12 protein-coding genes and 2 pseudogenes are annotated in these 14,626 nt (G+C 28.1%); 4 read left to right on the forward strand and 10 right to left on the reverse strand.

Going from position 1 to position 14,626, the window contains the following annotated elements:
• Positions 1-22: 22 nt before the first annotated feature.
• Entirely contained in the window at positions 23-406 is a 384-nt protein-coding gene (locus ACWPW7_RS21990) for a (deoxy)nucleoside triphosphate pyrophosphohydrolase (RefSeq protein WP_454055306.1), read from the reverse strand.
• A 497-nt stretch (positions 407-903) separates the two neighbouring features.
• Positions 904-2,583 (reverse strand): ABC transporter ATP-binding protein, encoded by a 1,680-nt coding sequence (locus ACWPW7_RS21995; protein ID WP_454055307.1) that lies wholly within the window; start codon positions 2,581-2,583, stop codon positions 904-906.
• Positions 2,584-2,811: 228 nt separating this feature from the next.
• Between ACWPW7_RS21995 and ACWPW7_RS22000 the strand changes: the two genes are divergently transcribed.
• A complete protein-coding gene (locus ACWPW7_RS22000) occupies positions 2,812-2,949 on the forward strand; it encodes a hypothetical protein (RefSeq protein WP_454055308.1) in 138 nt (45 codons plus the stop codon).
• Positions 2,950-3,077: 128 nt separating this feature from the next.
• Entirely contained in the window at positions 3,078-3,857 is a 780-nt protein-coding gene (locus tag ACWPW7_RS22005) for an alpha/beta fold hydrolase (RefSeq protein WP_454055309.1), read from the forward strand.
• 151 nt (positions 3,858-4,008) lie between these two features.
• Here ACWPW7_RS22005 and ACWPW7_RS22010 read toward each other — a convergent pair whose 3' ends face one another.
• Positions 4,009-5,040 carry an ArsR/SmtB family transcription factor gene (locus ACWPW7_RS22010; RefSeq protein ID WP_454055310.1) on the reverse strand — a complete coding sequence of 344 codons (1,032 nt, stop codon included), beginning with the start codon at positions 5,038-5,040 and terminating at the stop codon, positions 4,009-4,011.
• Between the two features lie 437 nt (positions 5,041-5,477).
• Here ACWPW7_RS22010 and ACWPW7_RS22015 point away from each other — a divergent pair, with 437 nt between their 5' ends.
• Complete coding sequence (locus tag ACWPW7_RS22015) at positions 5,478-6,851, forward strand: MATE family efflux transporter (protein WP_454055311.1); 1,374 nt, start codon at positions 5,478-5,480, stop codon at positions 6,849-6,851.
• Between the two features lie 440 nt (positions 6,852-7,291).
• Here the strand turns inward: ACWPW7_RS22015 and ACWPW7_RS22020 are convergent, their stop codons facing one another.
• Positions 7,292-8,689 (reverse strand): MATE family efflux transporter, encoded by a 1,398-nt coding sequence (locus tag ACWPW7_RS22020; RefSeq protein WP_454055312.1) that lies wholly within the window; start codon positions 8,687-8,689, stop codon positions 7,292-7,294.
• A 500-nt stretch (positions 8,690-9,189) separates the two neighbouring features.
• Between ACWPW7_RS22020 and tnpB the strand changes: the two are divergent.
• A pseudogene (gene tnpB, locus ACWPW7_RS22025) lies at positions 9,190-10,279 on the forward strand (IS200/IS605 family element RNA-guided endonuclease TnpB).
• A gap of 112 nt (positions 10,280-10,391) precedes the next feature.
• Here tnpB and ACWPW7_RS22030 read toward each other — a convergent pair.
• The 6 genes and pseudogenes from ACWPW7_RS22030 to ACWPW7_RS22055 all read right to left on the reverse strand — a co-directional run.
• Positions 10,392-10,703: pseudogene (locus ACWPW7_RS22030) on the reverse strand (Fur family transcriptional regulator); the annotation flags it as partial.
• A gap of 242 nt (positions 10,704-10,945) precedes the next feature.
• The gene (locus ACWPW7_RS22035) at positions 10,946-12,790 is read right to left on the reverse strand and encodes a heavy metal translocating P-type ATPase (RefSeq protein WP_454055313.1); all 1,845 of its coding nucleotides are present in this window, start codon (positions 12,788-12,790) and stop codon (positions 10,946-10,948) included.
• Between the two features lie 16 nt (positions 12,791-12,806).
• Complete coding sequence (locus tag ACWPW7_RS22040) at positions 12,807-13,028, reverse strand: cation transporter (RefSeq protein WP_454055314.1); 222 nt, start codon at positions 13,026-13,028, stop codon at positions 12,807-12,809.
• A 189-nt stretch (positions 13,029-13,217) separates the two neighbouring features.
• Positions 13,218-13,439 carry a cation transporter gene (locus tag ACWPW7_RS22045; protein ID WP_454055315.1) on the reverse strand — a complete coding sequence of 74 codons (222 nt, stop codon included), beginning with the start codon at positions 13,437-13,439 and terminating at the stop codon, positions 13,218-13,220.
• A gap of 2 nt (positions 13,440-13,441) precedes the next feature.
• Positions 13,442-13,750, reverse strand: coding sequence for an ArsR/SmtB family transcription factor (locus tag ACWPW7_RS22050; protein WP_454055316.1), 309 nt, complete (start codon positions 13,748-13,750; stop codon positions 13,442-13,444).
• A 232-nt stretch (positions 13,751-13,982) separates the two neighbouring features.
• Positions 13,983-14,342 carry an ArsR/SmtB family transcription factor gene (locus ACWPW7_RS22055; RefSeq protein WP_454055317.1) on the reverse strand — a complete coding sequence of 120 codons (360 nt, stop codon included), beginning with the start codon at positions 14,340-14,342 and terminating at the stop codon, positions 13,983-13,985.
• Positions 14,343-14,626: the final 284 nt, after the last annotated feature.

Consider the following 14,626-nt stretch of genomic DNA (forward strand, 5'->3'; position numbering starts at 1 on the left):
ATGAATTATTATCACTTTTTTCTTATATATTTTTCAATGCGTCAATAACCAAAATATCAGCTGGAACCCACTTTTGATTATCTAATTCATCAAAGGTAATCCATTTAGCATCATTATGGACATTTAGATTTAATTCTCCACCAGAAATTTGGCAAGTAAAACAATGCATAGTAAGATGAAAATTTGGATAATCATAATCTATCGTTGTTAAAAAATCTGATATATTTATATCTAATTCTAATTCTTCCTTTATTTCACGAATAAGTGCTTCTTCTTGAGATTCCCCACTTTCTATTTTTCCTCCGGGAAATTCCCACATATCAACAAAATTACCGTATCCTCTACGTGTAATAAATATTCTATCATCATCTTTGATTATTGCTGCTACTACTTCAATTGTTTTCATATGTTTCTCCCTGTATTACTATTTCTTTAATTAGTTCATATCTTTATTATACAGTCTTTAGAATGTTTCTACAAAATCTTTTTAAGCTTTAATGCTATTTAAATAACCTTTTACCTAGGCGCCTCTATTCTTTCGACTATTTTACTAATGCTTAGCATACTATCTAAATTTTATAAAGTGAAGGCAAAACTAAATTTATTTTCCATATAGACCTTAGATCAGAATAGTTATACTTCTAAACAATTTTCGTAGCGTCACCAAGTACAGCAAATCAGCCAACATAACCAAGGCTGGTTAGTTGTTGACGTTAGAAAGTTACTTTAAGATTAGCTTTTGGAAGTATCTATTTCTGCGACATCCATAATGAAAAATAAATTTAATAGAGCCGTAGCTTTACCATGTGTCATATGACTCAAGCATCATAGGTATAAAATAAAAAATTCACCATATTTCTATGATGAATTTTTATTTTACTGTTCACATTTATCCTATAACCTTTATACTGTATAGAAATTAAAGAACTTCTCTTTCTTTTCTAGTAATTCTTGAAGGTTTCCACTTTCAACTATTTGTCCATTTTCCATATATATTATCTCGTCATATAAGCTTAATAACTCTTCACTCATTTTATGAGTAATTGTAATTAATGTTAGATCTTTTATATTTAAAAGCTTACTTTCTATATCATAGGCTGTTTGCATATCTATAGCTGAAGTACCTTCGTCTAGTACAAGTATTGGTGTTTGTTGAATTAGCGCTCTGGCAATTGCAATTCTTTGCCTTTGCCCTCCAGAAAGATTACTGCCATTTTCACCAACCAAATAATTTAATCCATTGGATGTTTCTTCTATAAATTTATTTGCACCACTTAATTTTAAAACGTTATTTATTTGTTCTTCTGAGAATTCTTTATATAGGCAGATATTATCTTTTATATTTTTATCAAACATATAAACATTTTGATGTATAATAGAAATCATTTTATTTAATTGTTCTATATTTAAATTCTTGATACTATTTCCATCAAATTTTATATTTCCGCTAAAATCAGAATAATATCCAAGCATTAGCTTTATTAAAGTAGATTTACCACATCCACTTCCCCCTACTATTGCATATTTCTTGTTTTTGTCTATCTTCAAACTTATATCATTAATAATAGATCTCCCGTTACCATAGCTAAAAGACAGGTTTGACACCTCTAAATTATTATTAAAGTATGGTTTATCCTTGCCTATAAAATCATTATCTTTATAGGTAGAAAATTCATCAATTCTTTTAATTATAGGTTTAACACTATTAAGCTTAGGAAGATTGCTCATTATCATTATTACTGGATGCACAAAGGTACCTGAAAGTTGAACAATGGCAATAAGCATTCCCATGGTTAAGTGACCCTTTATAACTAAATATGATGATAAAAATATAGCTACAAATTGTGTTCCCATACCCAATGTTTGAGATAGGGATTCATTTATTACAAATATTTTATCAGCTGCAAATTTTGTATTAGCTAAATTATTATTTTCTTCTTCAAATTCTTTACCTATACTCTCTTTTAAATTATATGACCTAATAACATCATATCCAGAAAATATATCCTTAAGTTTAGATGTAAAAAATGATAGTCTATTTGAAAGTTCCAACTGTTTCTCTTCTAATGCTTTTCCAAAGAAACTTGGTACTATAAAAATTAATAGCATACTTATGAATATTCCTAATGTAACCAATGGACTTAAATATAGTAAGAGAATAACTGTTACTACAAACATAACACCATATTGAAAGATTAAAAGCAACGGAACAATATAATTCTCTTCTATTAATTTCATATCATTTGTTAATACTGAAATATAATCCGCTGTATTTTTAGAATTAAAATCCTTATAGTTTCTTCTAAGTATCCCAAAGAATGCCTTGTTTCTTAGCATTTTTAGTAAATTTCTGATAAACATTTTACTTAAAATATCATATATAAAATATAGTAATCCTATTAGAATACCATATCCTACTGAATATATTAATATCCTTTTAAAACCTTCCATATTTCCAGCAGTAACATAATCTATAGTAGTTTGGATAAATAATGATAATCCTACCATAGCTACTGATGATATTAGGCTGAATATAACCGTTAATACTAATAGTAGCTTATTTTTCTTAATACATTCCCTCATAGCACTTCTCCTAATTTAAATAAACTTAATTATATAACCATCTAATTAATTAGATGGTTATATAATTCGTATTATTATCATATTATTAAATTAGATGTTTGTCAAATAAATTATATGATTATCTAATTTATTTAAAATAAAAGCTACGTTAATGAAGTCTGCTGATATTTGATAAAACAAGTAAATATTCTATAATAAAATAAAGAATATTTGTTTGGAGATATTTATATGTCATTAAGAGAATCGCTAACAGAAGCTAATAAATTAAATTCAGTAGATCTACATTGTTTAAAAATTTTTATCAATTCACTTTCGTTATTGTCAGTTAGGAAAAATGAGTATTTAAAATTGTTTATTTCTAATTAATGAAACTTTTACTCATTAAAATATATCAATTTTAGTAAACCTATTATTAACTGACATTGAAAGCTTTACCGAAGAATATATTACTAACATTAAAAATATAAAATTCATAAAGAAATGAGGTGAAACATTTGGCTTTACATTATCAAGAGTACGGTGATAAGAATGCTCCCCTGATGCTATTTTTACATGGTGGTGGAGTAAGTGATTGGATGTGGGATAAACAAATTCAATACTTCACTCATTATCATTGCATTGTTCCAATCTTACCTGAACATGGGTTAAACAATTATGAAATTAATTTTTCTATAAAAGGTAGTGCAGAAGAATTAATTAAATTAATCGAAGAAAAAGCAAATGGAAAGAAAGTAATTCTAATTGGTTTTTCATTAGGTTCTCAAGTAATTATTCAAATACTCAGTATGAAACCAGATTTAATTGATTTTGCAATAATAAATAGTGCTTTGGTCAGACCAACTTTATTCACCAAAAAATTAATAAAACCTACTATTAAATTATCCTTTCCATTAATTAAAAATAGGTGGTTTTCCAAGCTCCAAGCAAAAACATTGTATGTAAGTGAAGACTACTTTGAGAAATATTATGAAGAAAGTTGTCAAATAAAGCCTGACACTCTTGTTAGAGTATTAGAAGAAAACATGTCCTTTGAAATACCTAAAGATTTTAAAAAAGCAAGCGGAAAGATATTGGTTACTGTTGGTGAAAAAGAAAAAGCTATTATGAAAAATTCTGCAAAAGATATTGTAGAAGCTAATTCAAATTGTATAGGAGTGATTATACCTAAAATTGGACATGGAGTTTCTTTAGCAATGCCCAACTTCTTTAATCATATGATAGAAGCATGGATACATGAAGATAGTTTACCAAAGGAGTGTAAAGTGATAAATTGATATTTGTCGTTATTACTGATGTGAGTTTTAATCGAACCAAAAAAACAAAAGGACTTCATAATTATGAGTCCTTTTATTTTAAGTGAAAATCAAAAATATTATTTAACATAGCCAAAATAAAAAAATCTCCCAGTTATACTGAGAGACTCTATTATAATAATGTACTATTAAGTTCATCTATAAATTTTTTTAATCCAATTTTATTTAAATTGTAGTATACCTTACCTTGCTTTTTTTCAACAACAACCATACTACGCTCTAATAATGATCCCATATGGTATGAAACTGTAGCTGGAGTAAGATTTAAAGCTTCAGCTATCTCTAAACTATATTTAGGTCCAGCTTTTAAAAGAGCTATTATTTCTAATTTACTTTTATCACTTAATGCTTTTAATTTTAAAATAAGTTCTCCTTTGTTTCCCATAGAATTAATGCACTCATTGTATGTAAGTTCAAATAATACCCCCACAAAATATGTATTTTTAAATTCAAATAATGAAGTTCCAAATGCTAATGTAGGAATTATATTAATTTTGCTATTATTATTTTTTATAATATTATTTAATACTTCACATTTATCTAAGTTAACATATTTAATATAATTACTTATTAATTTAGATAATGGTTTTTCAACAGCTTTATAAGCTTCATTATAAGCATTTATATTGTCTTCTATTGTTTTAATTAATGATTTATAATACTTCTTAGGATCATTTAAAATAATCATTAACTTCCATTTAGTATTTTCTTTAAGGTCTAATTCTTTTATAAACTCTATTATATTATTTAATGTACTAATAGAATCTATAGTTCTATCTTGTTCAAATTGCTCATTATAAACATCTAAAATTATGGCTTTAAGCTCTTCATTTGTCATATTATCTATGGAATTTATTAAATCTTTATTATTAATTAGAGTAAATGCAATTAACAAGAAAATATCTGTATCATCTTCATCAAAAAAGAATACTTCACTTTCATTAACAACCTTATGTTTATTAAACGTCTCTATATATTTATCAATAATCTTAAGATTTTTCTTTATAAATAGTTCTCCATTAATTCCATTATTATTAAGATCTTTTATTAATAGATTGGTAACTTCATCGTAGTTCTGGCTCATATAAATCAATCCAAATATTTCACAAATGGGATCTAATTTATCAAGTATTTTAATTCCCATATTAATCACTCCCATAAATTAGTTTACTAGAATATCCATATTATATCACAAAAGTTAATTTAATATATCTATCTATAATATTTATAACATTGACCTGTGTAATAACCCCTTTTTCCATTATTTATGGTGTATAATAAACTTTGGGGTTATTTTTTACTACATATGGATGCATGCTTAAATCTTAACTTATTAACCTAATAATTGAAAATTAAGAATTGGGTATTGAAAATTAGAAATGGATTTTTAGTTTCTAACTAATTATGTAGTTTGCGAAGTTGCTTCCAATACTTAATACTTAGAGTTCAAAACTTGTATAGTTATAAAGGTATAAGTCATATAAAAAACACTAGCCTTTATAGTGTTTTATTATTTATTTAAGTATATCTAAGTTAAAAATGTAGTTTATACCTCTAAAATATATCTTTAGGAGGTAGGTAATGAAACGAAAAAATGATTTTACTAAAGGAAGTGTGCCAAAAAGTATACTAAGCTTAGCATTACCAATGACTTTAGCTCAATTAATCAATATACTTTATAACATAGTTGATCGTATGTATATTGGTAGACTTCCAAATGCATCAACTTTAGCTCTTACTGGTATTGGAGTTACATTTCCTATTATTACAATTATAATGGCATTTGCGAATCTCTTTGGTATGGGTGGAGCACCACTTTGTTCTATTGCGCGAGGCAGAGGAGATAATGAAGAAGCTGAAAAAATTATGGGTAATTCCTTTGCTCTTTTGATTATATCTGGCATAGCACTTACAGTATTAGGATTAATTTTTAAAAAACCACTGCTTTTTCTTTTTGGTGCTAGTGATGCTACATTTTCCTATGCTAATGATTATATTAGTATTTATCTACTAGGAACTATCTTTGTTATGATTAGTCTTGGAATGAATAGCTTTATTAACTCTCAAGGCTTTGGCAGAATGGGTATGATGACTATTCTTTTAGGTGCTATTGTAAATATTGTCTTAGACCCTATTTTTATCTTTGTATTTAATATGGGAGTTAAGGGTGCAGCATTTGCTACCATAATATCACAGTTTTTATCATCACTTTGGGTATTAAAGTTTTTAACAGGAAAAAATACAATATTAAAACTCAAATTTAAAAACTTTAAAATAGACTTATCCATATTGAAAAGAATTGTTTCTCTTGGATTATCTACCTTTATTATGGCACTTACTAATAGTACCGTTCAAATTATTTGTAATATTACTTTACAATCTTACGGTGGAGACTTATATGTAGGTATTATGACAGTCATTAATTCAATTCGTGAAATTATTATGATGCCAGTAAGTGGTATTACTAATGGTTCTCAACCAGTCTTAGGATTCAATTATGGTGCAAAAGAATATAAAAGGGTACGAAGTGGAATTAAATTTATGTCTATAGTTTGTATTCTATATACAACTTTAATCTGGCTTGTTTTAAGAATGTTTCCAGAATTCTTTATACGAATATTCAATAGCGAACCTGAACTAATTCAAAAGGGGATTCCTTCAATGAATATCTATTTCTTTGGCTTCTTTGCTATGTCATTACAATTTGCAGGACAATCTACCTATGTTGCCTTAGGTAAATCTAAACAAGCAGTATTCTTTTCACTACTTCGTAAAATAATTATTGTAGTTCCTCTTACTTTAATTTTGCCAAGAATGTTCAATTTGGGAACTACAGGAGTATTTTTAGCAGAACCAATTTCAAACTTCTTAGGAGGAACAGCTTGTTATGTAACAATGTTATTTACAGTTTGGCCATCTCTAAAAGAAGAGAAAAGTGATTGTGTAAATCTATAAAATAACTTTCATTTAAGTAAATAATTTAAAATTAATTTCTTTAATATATTTTTGTAGCGGCGAACATTGTTCGCCATTTTTTATATTTAATATTATTAAATTTTTCTACTTGATTCTATGAATATGACTTACCATAATAATATATTTATCAATTTTAGTATTAAGATGATATTTAAAAATATTATTTATTGAAATATCAACTCTCTATAAAACATCTGATAATAAAACTCAATTTGGATTTTCTGGAGAACACTGTTCTCCGCTACAGTTAAGTAATTGACAATTGTCAATTGTGGAGGAAATTAATTTTTTAAGAATTAATTTCTTTAATGTATTTTTGTAGCAGCGAGCACTGTTCTCCTCTACAGTTAATCAATTCTAAATTTCTCAACAGTTGCTGAGAAATATTCATAATTGTGCATTGTACATTGTGAATTGAGTTAAATGCTTAAATCATGTCCAGCAAATCCTTTATTCTTCCACTTACCTCTCTTAAAGAAAATTGTGGTTATAATAGCTCCCATTGTCCAAGAAACAAGTAATGAAATAAAAGTAGATTCTGGTCTACCTGTAGGATAAGCTGCACTACGGGTTAAATAAGCAATGCCATATGCAACTGGTACACGTAGAACTACTGTAGTAATTATTGAAATCCACATAGGCGTCATTGTATCTCCAGCACCTCTCATTACTCCTAATAAGCTCTGTGTTACTGCCATTGCAATGTAACCTACTGCAAGGATTTTCATCATATGCATACTCAAATCAACTAGTTCTTTAGTATCTGTAAATATTCCCATAAGGTATTTACCAAAAACTAGTATTAATATTGTTATCACAGTAGAAACACTAACAGCAATTATGGTACCATCTTTAGTTCCTTTTTCAACTCTATCCATTTTTCTTGCGCCAATATTTTGTCCAGAATAAGTTGTCATGGCATTACCAAAAGTAAAGTTAGGCATCATAGCAAAAGCATCCACGCGCATAACAATTACATTACATGCAATAACCATTTCTCCAAAGCTGTTAGTTAGTGATTGTACAGCTATCATTGCAATAGAAAATATTCCCTGTGTGAGGCCAGATGGTAGTCCGAGTTTTATAAGCTTACTAGAATACTCCTTTTTTGGTTTTAGCATCTTAAGGCTAAAATCAAAAGTATTTTTCATTCTTGCTAATTTAATAACACAAAGGACTGCTGATATTCCTTGGGCAATAACGGTAGCAAGAGCAACACCTGGAACTCCTAGTCCCAGTCCTGCAACGAACCAAAGATCAAGTCCTACATTTAAAACTGTAGCAATAAGTAAAAAAACAAGAGCTGATAAAGAATCACCAAGTCCACGAAGAACTCCTGCTAAGATATTATAATAAGCAAATCCTGCAATACCAACATAATAAATAATAAGATATTCTGCACACCAATCTATTATAGAATCTGGCGTATTAAGAAAAGAAAGTAATGGACGCGTTACAATAGGACCAATAATCATTATTATTATTGATGCAATAGCAGTAAGTGTTATACAAACACCAATAGTGTGTGATAAATGCTCACGCTCTTTTGCACCAAAATATTGAGCAACCATGATACCTGCACCTGTTGCAATTCCAACAAAAAGTACAAGTAGAAGATTTAATATTGGAGCTGCACTACCAACAGCAGCAAGTGCATTATCACCTACATATCTACCTACAATAATAGAATCTGCAGTATTATAAAATTGCTGAGCTATATTACCTATTAACATTGGTAATGCAAATTCAACAATTCGTTTCCAAGGTGTACCCTCAGTCATATCTTTTGGAGCAAATAGCCCTGAAATTCTCCCCATATCTCTACCCCCTAAGCAAGTCTAATATATAATAATAATTACATTTGACTTAATATTCTGATATTTACATAGTTATTTCGAATATAAATTAAAGTTAGTGTATATTAGATACATTTATCAATTTGAAAAACACTTCTAAATCTTAATATATTTTATAAATTTATTCATTAATCCTCTCCAATCATCTAGAATTTTTTTAAAAGCTATTTTTATAATATTCGTCATAAAAATACTCATTCCTGCAATAATTTATTATATAAATTACTTACAACAATTAGTACTTTTAATTCATTTTACACAAACTTTTTTTACAATCATATTATATTTAACTTAAATGTGTGAAATTCTCTCATCTTCTATAAGTGGGAGATGAATAGCACTTGCCTATATAGGCAACAACTATAATAAACTATAATCAGTTACATTAACTAAAAGGTAGAGTTCCTATGGACATAGTAAGGAAATATATGTAGAATCAAGGAATGAAGTGAGGTGACATTGTGCTAAAAGCTTATAAATATAGAATATATCCTAATGAAGAACAAAAAATATATTTAGCTAAAACCTTTGGATGCAGTAGATTTATCTATAATAAAATGTTAGCAGATAGAATTAAATCCTACGAAGAAAACAAAAATTTAGATATTAAAAAATTTAAATATCCTACACCTGCACAATACAAGACTGAATTTCGTTGGTTAAAAGAAGTTGATAGTTTAGCACTGGCTAATGAACAATTAAATTTAGACAAGGCTTATAAGAATTTTTTTAGAGATAAGTCAGTAGGATTTCCTAAATTCAAAAGTAAGAAAAGTAATTATCATAGTTATACAACTAATAATCAAAAAAATACTGTATACTATTGAAAGTAATAAAATAAAAATACCAAAATTAAAGACTATGATTAAAATAAAACAGCATAGACAATTTGATGGATTAATTAAGAGTTGTACTATATCTAAAACAGCAAGCAATAAATACTATGTTTCTATATTAGTTGATACAGTAAATATTAAATTACCTAAAATTGATAAAAAAATAGGTGTAGATATGGGCTTGAAAGAATTTGCCATATGTTCAGATGAATATAGAGAGCCTAATCCAAAGTATCTTAGAAAATCAGAAAGAAGATTAATTAAGTTACAAAAAGACTTATCAAGAAAGCAAAAGGGTAGTAATAATAGAAATAAAGCAAGATTAAAAGTAGCTAAATTACATGAAAGAATAGCAAATCAAAGGGAAGATTTCTTACATAAGTTATCAATAAAACTAATTAGAGAAAACCAATCTATAGTTATTGAGGACTTAAAAGTTAAGAACATGCAGCAAAATCATAAATTAGCTAAAGCTATAAGTGAAGCTAGCTGGTCAGAATTTAGAAGGATGTTAGAATATAAAGCTGAATGGTATGGGAGAGAATTAGTTATAGCACCTAGTAATTATGCTAGTAGTCAGCTATGCTCTGAATGCGGCTATAAAAATGAAGAAGTAAAAAATCTAGCACTTAGAGAATGGACTTGTCCAAATTGTAATACTCACCATGATAGAGATATGAATGCTAGTAAAAATCTACTGAAATTAGTAATGTAACTTTGGTATTATAATGAGGTTGGTTCGACCTTTTGAGCGTGGGTAAACTTGCTCCGTTGGGAGTATTGACCACGAAGCTACCACTTCAACGAAGTAAGTGGCAGTAGTTCACCTATCTACATTTCTCACATATACCATATATATTAATATCAATACTTCTCACCTTAAAAGCTTTATGATCTTCTCTTTTTAATATTTCTTCTATATCTATCTCTGGAATATAATCTATGATTTCCCCACAGTCTTTACATATTAAATGTGCATCTAACTTAATATCATATGGTGAAATTTTATTTAATTCATATTTTTTAATACCATTATCCAGTGCAATACTCTTAATAAAATCAAATCTTTTAAAGACTTTTAAATTACGATATATTGTTGAAAAACTTGTTAGTTCATTTTTAGATTTTAAGATGTCTTGTAATTCTTTTGGACTAAAATGATCTTTGGGATGTTCTAAAAAATTTCTAGTAACTTCATTCTTTGTACAGTTAAATTCTCACTATTTTTCTTTAGAATATCAAGGTAATAATCTATTGTATCAATCACTTATATCCCTTCTTTCCATTTAAAGTGAATGAAAATACAGAACTTTTTACAATAACTATAAAGAAAATGAGAGGTTATTCAAATTCCCCTCTCATTTCTTTATAGCATATAATACTATTTAAGTTTCTTTATATTTAGCACTCTAGTTGCATTTAAGATTGCAATTACAGATACTCCTACATCTGCAAATACTGCTTCCCACATTGTTGCAATACCGGCTGCTCCCATAAGAAGAACTATAGCTTTTACTGATAGCGCAAATACAATATTTTGTTTTACAATTCTTAATGTACGTTTTGATATTTTCATTGCTGTTGCTATTTTTGATGGTTCATCAGTCATAATAACTATATCAGCTGCTTCTATTGCCGCATCTGATCCAAGACCACCCATAGCAATACCGATATCTGCTCTAGCTAAAACTGGTGCATCATTAATTCCATCTCCAACGAAAGCTAGTTTTCCTTTTTCTGATTTTTGTCTTAATAATTCTTCTACTTTTTCAACTTTTCCTGCTGGAAGCAATTCTGTATATGCTTTATCAAGTGCTAGTTCTTTAGCTACTTTCATACCAACACTATTAGCATCACCTGTTAACATAACAGTTTGCCTTATATCAGCTTCTTTTAATTCACGAATTGCTTTTGCTGCATCTGGTTTCACTTCATCTGCAATTACAATATATCCTGCATATTTATCATCTACCGCTACGTGTACTACTGTTCCTACTATCTCTCCTTTATAGTAAGGAACCTTTATCTTCTTCATTAATTTTGTATTACCTGCATATACTGTCTTACCTTTTACAACTGCTCGAACTCCATGTCCAGAGATTTCTTCAACATCTGTTATTTCAGATTCATCAATTTTCTTATTGTAAGCTTGTTTTAAAGATATTGAAATTGGATGATTTGAATAATTTTCTGCATAGGCAGTTAACTCAAGTAATTTTTCTTTAGAAATGCCTTTTGCATTTATCTCTTGTACTGTAAATACACCTTTTGTTAATGTTCCAGTTTTGTCAAACACAACCATTTCTGTTTCAGCTAATGCTTCTAAATAGTTACTTCCCTTTACTAAAACACCACTTTTAGAAGCAGCTCCTATTCCTCCAAAGAAACTTAATGGTACAGATATAACTAATGCACAAGGACATGATATAACAAGGAATGTTAATGCCCTTGAAACCCAATCGCTAAATGTAGCTCCCTCTATTAAAAGAGGTGGTAATACTGCTAATATAGCTGCTACAATAACAACTGCTGGTGTATAGTATCTTGCAAACTTTGTTATAAAGTTTTCTGAATTTGACTTTTTACTACTTGCATTCTCTACTAAATCTAATATCTTACTTACAGTGGATTCTTCATATCCTTTTGTAACACGAACAGTTAAAACTCCATTAATATTAATACATCCACTTAATACTTCTGAACCTACAGATAAATCTCTTGGAACTGATTCACCAGTTAATGCTGATGTGTCAATCATAGAGTTTCCATCTATAACCACCCCATCTAAAGGGATTCTTTCTCCTGCTTTAATTACAATTATATCATCTATTTTTACTTCATCTGGATCCATCTTTACTAATTCACTGCCACGCTTTACATTTGCATAATCAGGTCTAATATCCATTAAACTAACAATTGATTTTCTTGATTGATCAACAGCATAATTTTGGAATACTTCACCAACTTGATAGAATAACATTACTGCTACACCTTCTGGATATTCTCCAATAATAAAGGCTCCTACAGTTGCAATGCACATTAAGAAATTTTCATCAAATACTTGTCCTCTAAAAATATTCTTAACTGCTTTTAATACAACATCTCCACCAACAATAATGTAACTGATTAAATATAATGCTAATTGAAACTCTGATTTTGCAAGTAATGCTATAGCGAATAATGCCCCACCTAAGATTATACGAGTAATACGATTTTTATTATTCATAGCATTTTCCCCCTCTTTAGATTTTCTTTACAATAATGTCTGGCTCCATTTTTTTAATTACTTCCTTAGACGCATCAATAGCTTCTTCCATTTTGTCATCATCTGCTTCTAAGGTTAACTTTGTTGTCATAAAATCTACTGTTGCATCCTTTACTACTGGTAATTTTTTAATTGCATTCTCTATCTTTGCTCCACAATTCGCACAATCTAATCCTTCTAATCTAAATTTCTTTTTCATAATTAATTCCCCCTAAATTTTATTACTTTATTAATAATTTCTATTGTGTATTTATTATTTAAAATATATATTTCTTTTTTTCTTTAAAACTTACGAACTCTGAATTTTTAAAGTGTGCTATAAAGAATAATTCCACCTAAAACTCCATAGATAATACGCTTTTTATTCTTTATAGCATATCACTTCTATTTAGATTTTCTTTACGATAATATCTGGCTCCATTTTTTTAATTACTTCCTTAGATGCATTAATAGCTTCTTCCATTTTGTCATCATCCGCTTCTAAAATTAATTTTGTTGTCATAAAATCTACTGTTGCATCATTTACTATTGATAACTTCTTAATTGCATTTTCTATCTTTGCTCCACAATTTGCACAATCTAATCCTTCTAATCTAAATTTCTTTTTCATAATTAATTCCTCCTAAATTCTATTGCTTTATTAATAATTTCTATTGCGTATAGATTATTTAAAAAGTATATATTTCTTTTTCCCTTTTTCTTAAAACCTACCAATTTTGAATTTCTAAGTATGCGTAATTTATGAGATATTGAAGATTGTTTATTATTAAGTAGCTTTGCTAGCTCACAAACACACATTTCTTTTTCACTTAATGCATATAAAATTCTGATTCTTGTTGCATCACTTAAAACCCAAAATAATTCTGATAAGTTGCTTAAAATATGCTGATTTAAGTGCTTATCATCTCTTTTGTTTACCATTAGTATAATAATCCTTTCATCAACAGTTGAATGAGCGCTCAACTTATGTCTTTATTATAGTTGAGCAGTCACTCAACTGTCAAGCATAATTTTATAATTTATTAAACAAAAAAACTGTTACAGTTATATCTTGTATAAGTGTTGATTTAAACTTTCCTTTAATATCAACACTTATGCAAGATATTTGTTCTGTAACAGCCTTCTATATCTTTATATTTTTCTTAATTATTTTCTATTTTTCTATAATGTGATCTAATGCTTTTTCTAAAATATCTTTTACATGTTCATCATCAAGAGAATAAAATACATTTTTGCCACTTCTTCTTGATTTTACTAAATGAGCTTCCTTCAGAGATCTTAGTTGATGTGATATTGCTGACTTTGTAACATTTATTAATACTGCTAAATCACATACACACATTTCATTCTGTACTAAAGCACATAATATCTGAATTCTAGTGCCATCACCCATTATTTTAAAAAACTCAGTTAAATTGCGCATTGCATATTCATTTGGCATATTCTTCTTAACTTTATTAAGTACATCAACATGAATTACATTGCAATCATGTGCCTTTATCATATCACTCATTAATAAATCCTCCTGCTAAAGTTAATTATAATTAATATTATGGTGAAGTGATTCCATATTGTCAATTAAATTGCTTATTTGTAGACGGAATTAAACTTTAGATAAGTTAACTAACCATAACTCTTAACTATAATTTACAATTGATAGTATTTATCCCAAAGATATCTTTTATTATATCAAGTATTCATTTTATTATGCAATTTTATATTAATCAATATCTACGTCCTTATGTTAGTATAAGTTCTACAGCTGTTGAGATACTTTAATGGATAAGTATAAAATAA

It is taken from the genome of Clostridium sp. Marseille-Q7071 (assembly GCF_965112025.1).

Coding starts and splice junctions, on each gene's coding strand:
- ACWPW7_RS22010 (WP_454055310.1), bottom strand. CDS start 5,040: ATGGGAATTAAAATACTTGATAAATTAGATCCCATTTGTGAAATATTT.
- ACWPW7_RS22015 (WP_454055311.1), top strand. CDS start 5,478: ATGAAACGAAAAAATGATTTTACTAAAGGAAGTGTGCCAAAAAGTATA.
- ACWPW7_RS22020 (WP_454055312.1), bottom strand. CDS start 8,689: ATGGGGAGAATTTCAGGGCTATTTGCTCCAAAAGATATGACTGAGGGT.
- ACWPW7_RS22055 (WP_454055317.1), bottom strand. CDS start 14,342: ATGAGTGATATGATAAAGGCACATGATTGCAATGTAATTCATGTTGAT.
- ACWPW7_RS22050 (WP_454055316.1), bottom strand. CDS start 13,750: ATGGTAAACAAAAGAGATGATAAGCACTTAAATCAGCATATTTTAAGC.
- ACWPW7_RS21995 (WP_454055307.1), bottom strand. CDS start 2,583: ATGAGGGAATGTATTAAGAAAAATAAGCTACTATTAGTATTAACGGTT.
- ACWPW7_RS22035 (WP_454055313.1), bottom strand. CDS start 12,790: ATGAATAATAAAAATCGTATTACTCGTATAATCTTAGGTGGGGCATTA.
- ACWPW7_RS22045 (WP_454055315.1), bottom strand. CDS start 13,439: ATGAAAAAGAAATTTAGATTAGAAGGATTAGATTGTGCAAATTGTGGA.
- ACWPW7_RS21990 (WP_454055306.1), bottom strand. CDS start 406: ATGAAAACAATTGAAGTAGTAGCAGCAATAATCAAAGATGATGATAGA.
- ACWPW7_RS22040 (WP_454055314.1), bottom strand. CDS start 13,028: ATGAAAAAGAAATTTAGATTAGAAGGATTAGATTGTGCGAATTGTGGA.
- ACWPW7_RS22000 (WP_454055308.1), top strand. CDS start 2,812: ATGTCATTAAGAGAATCGCTAACAGAAGCTAATAAATTAAATTCAGTA.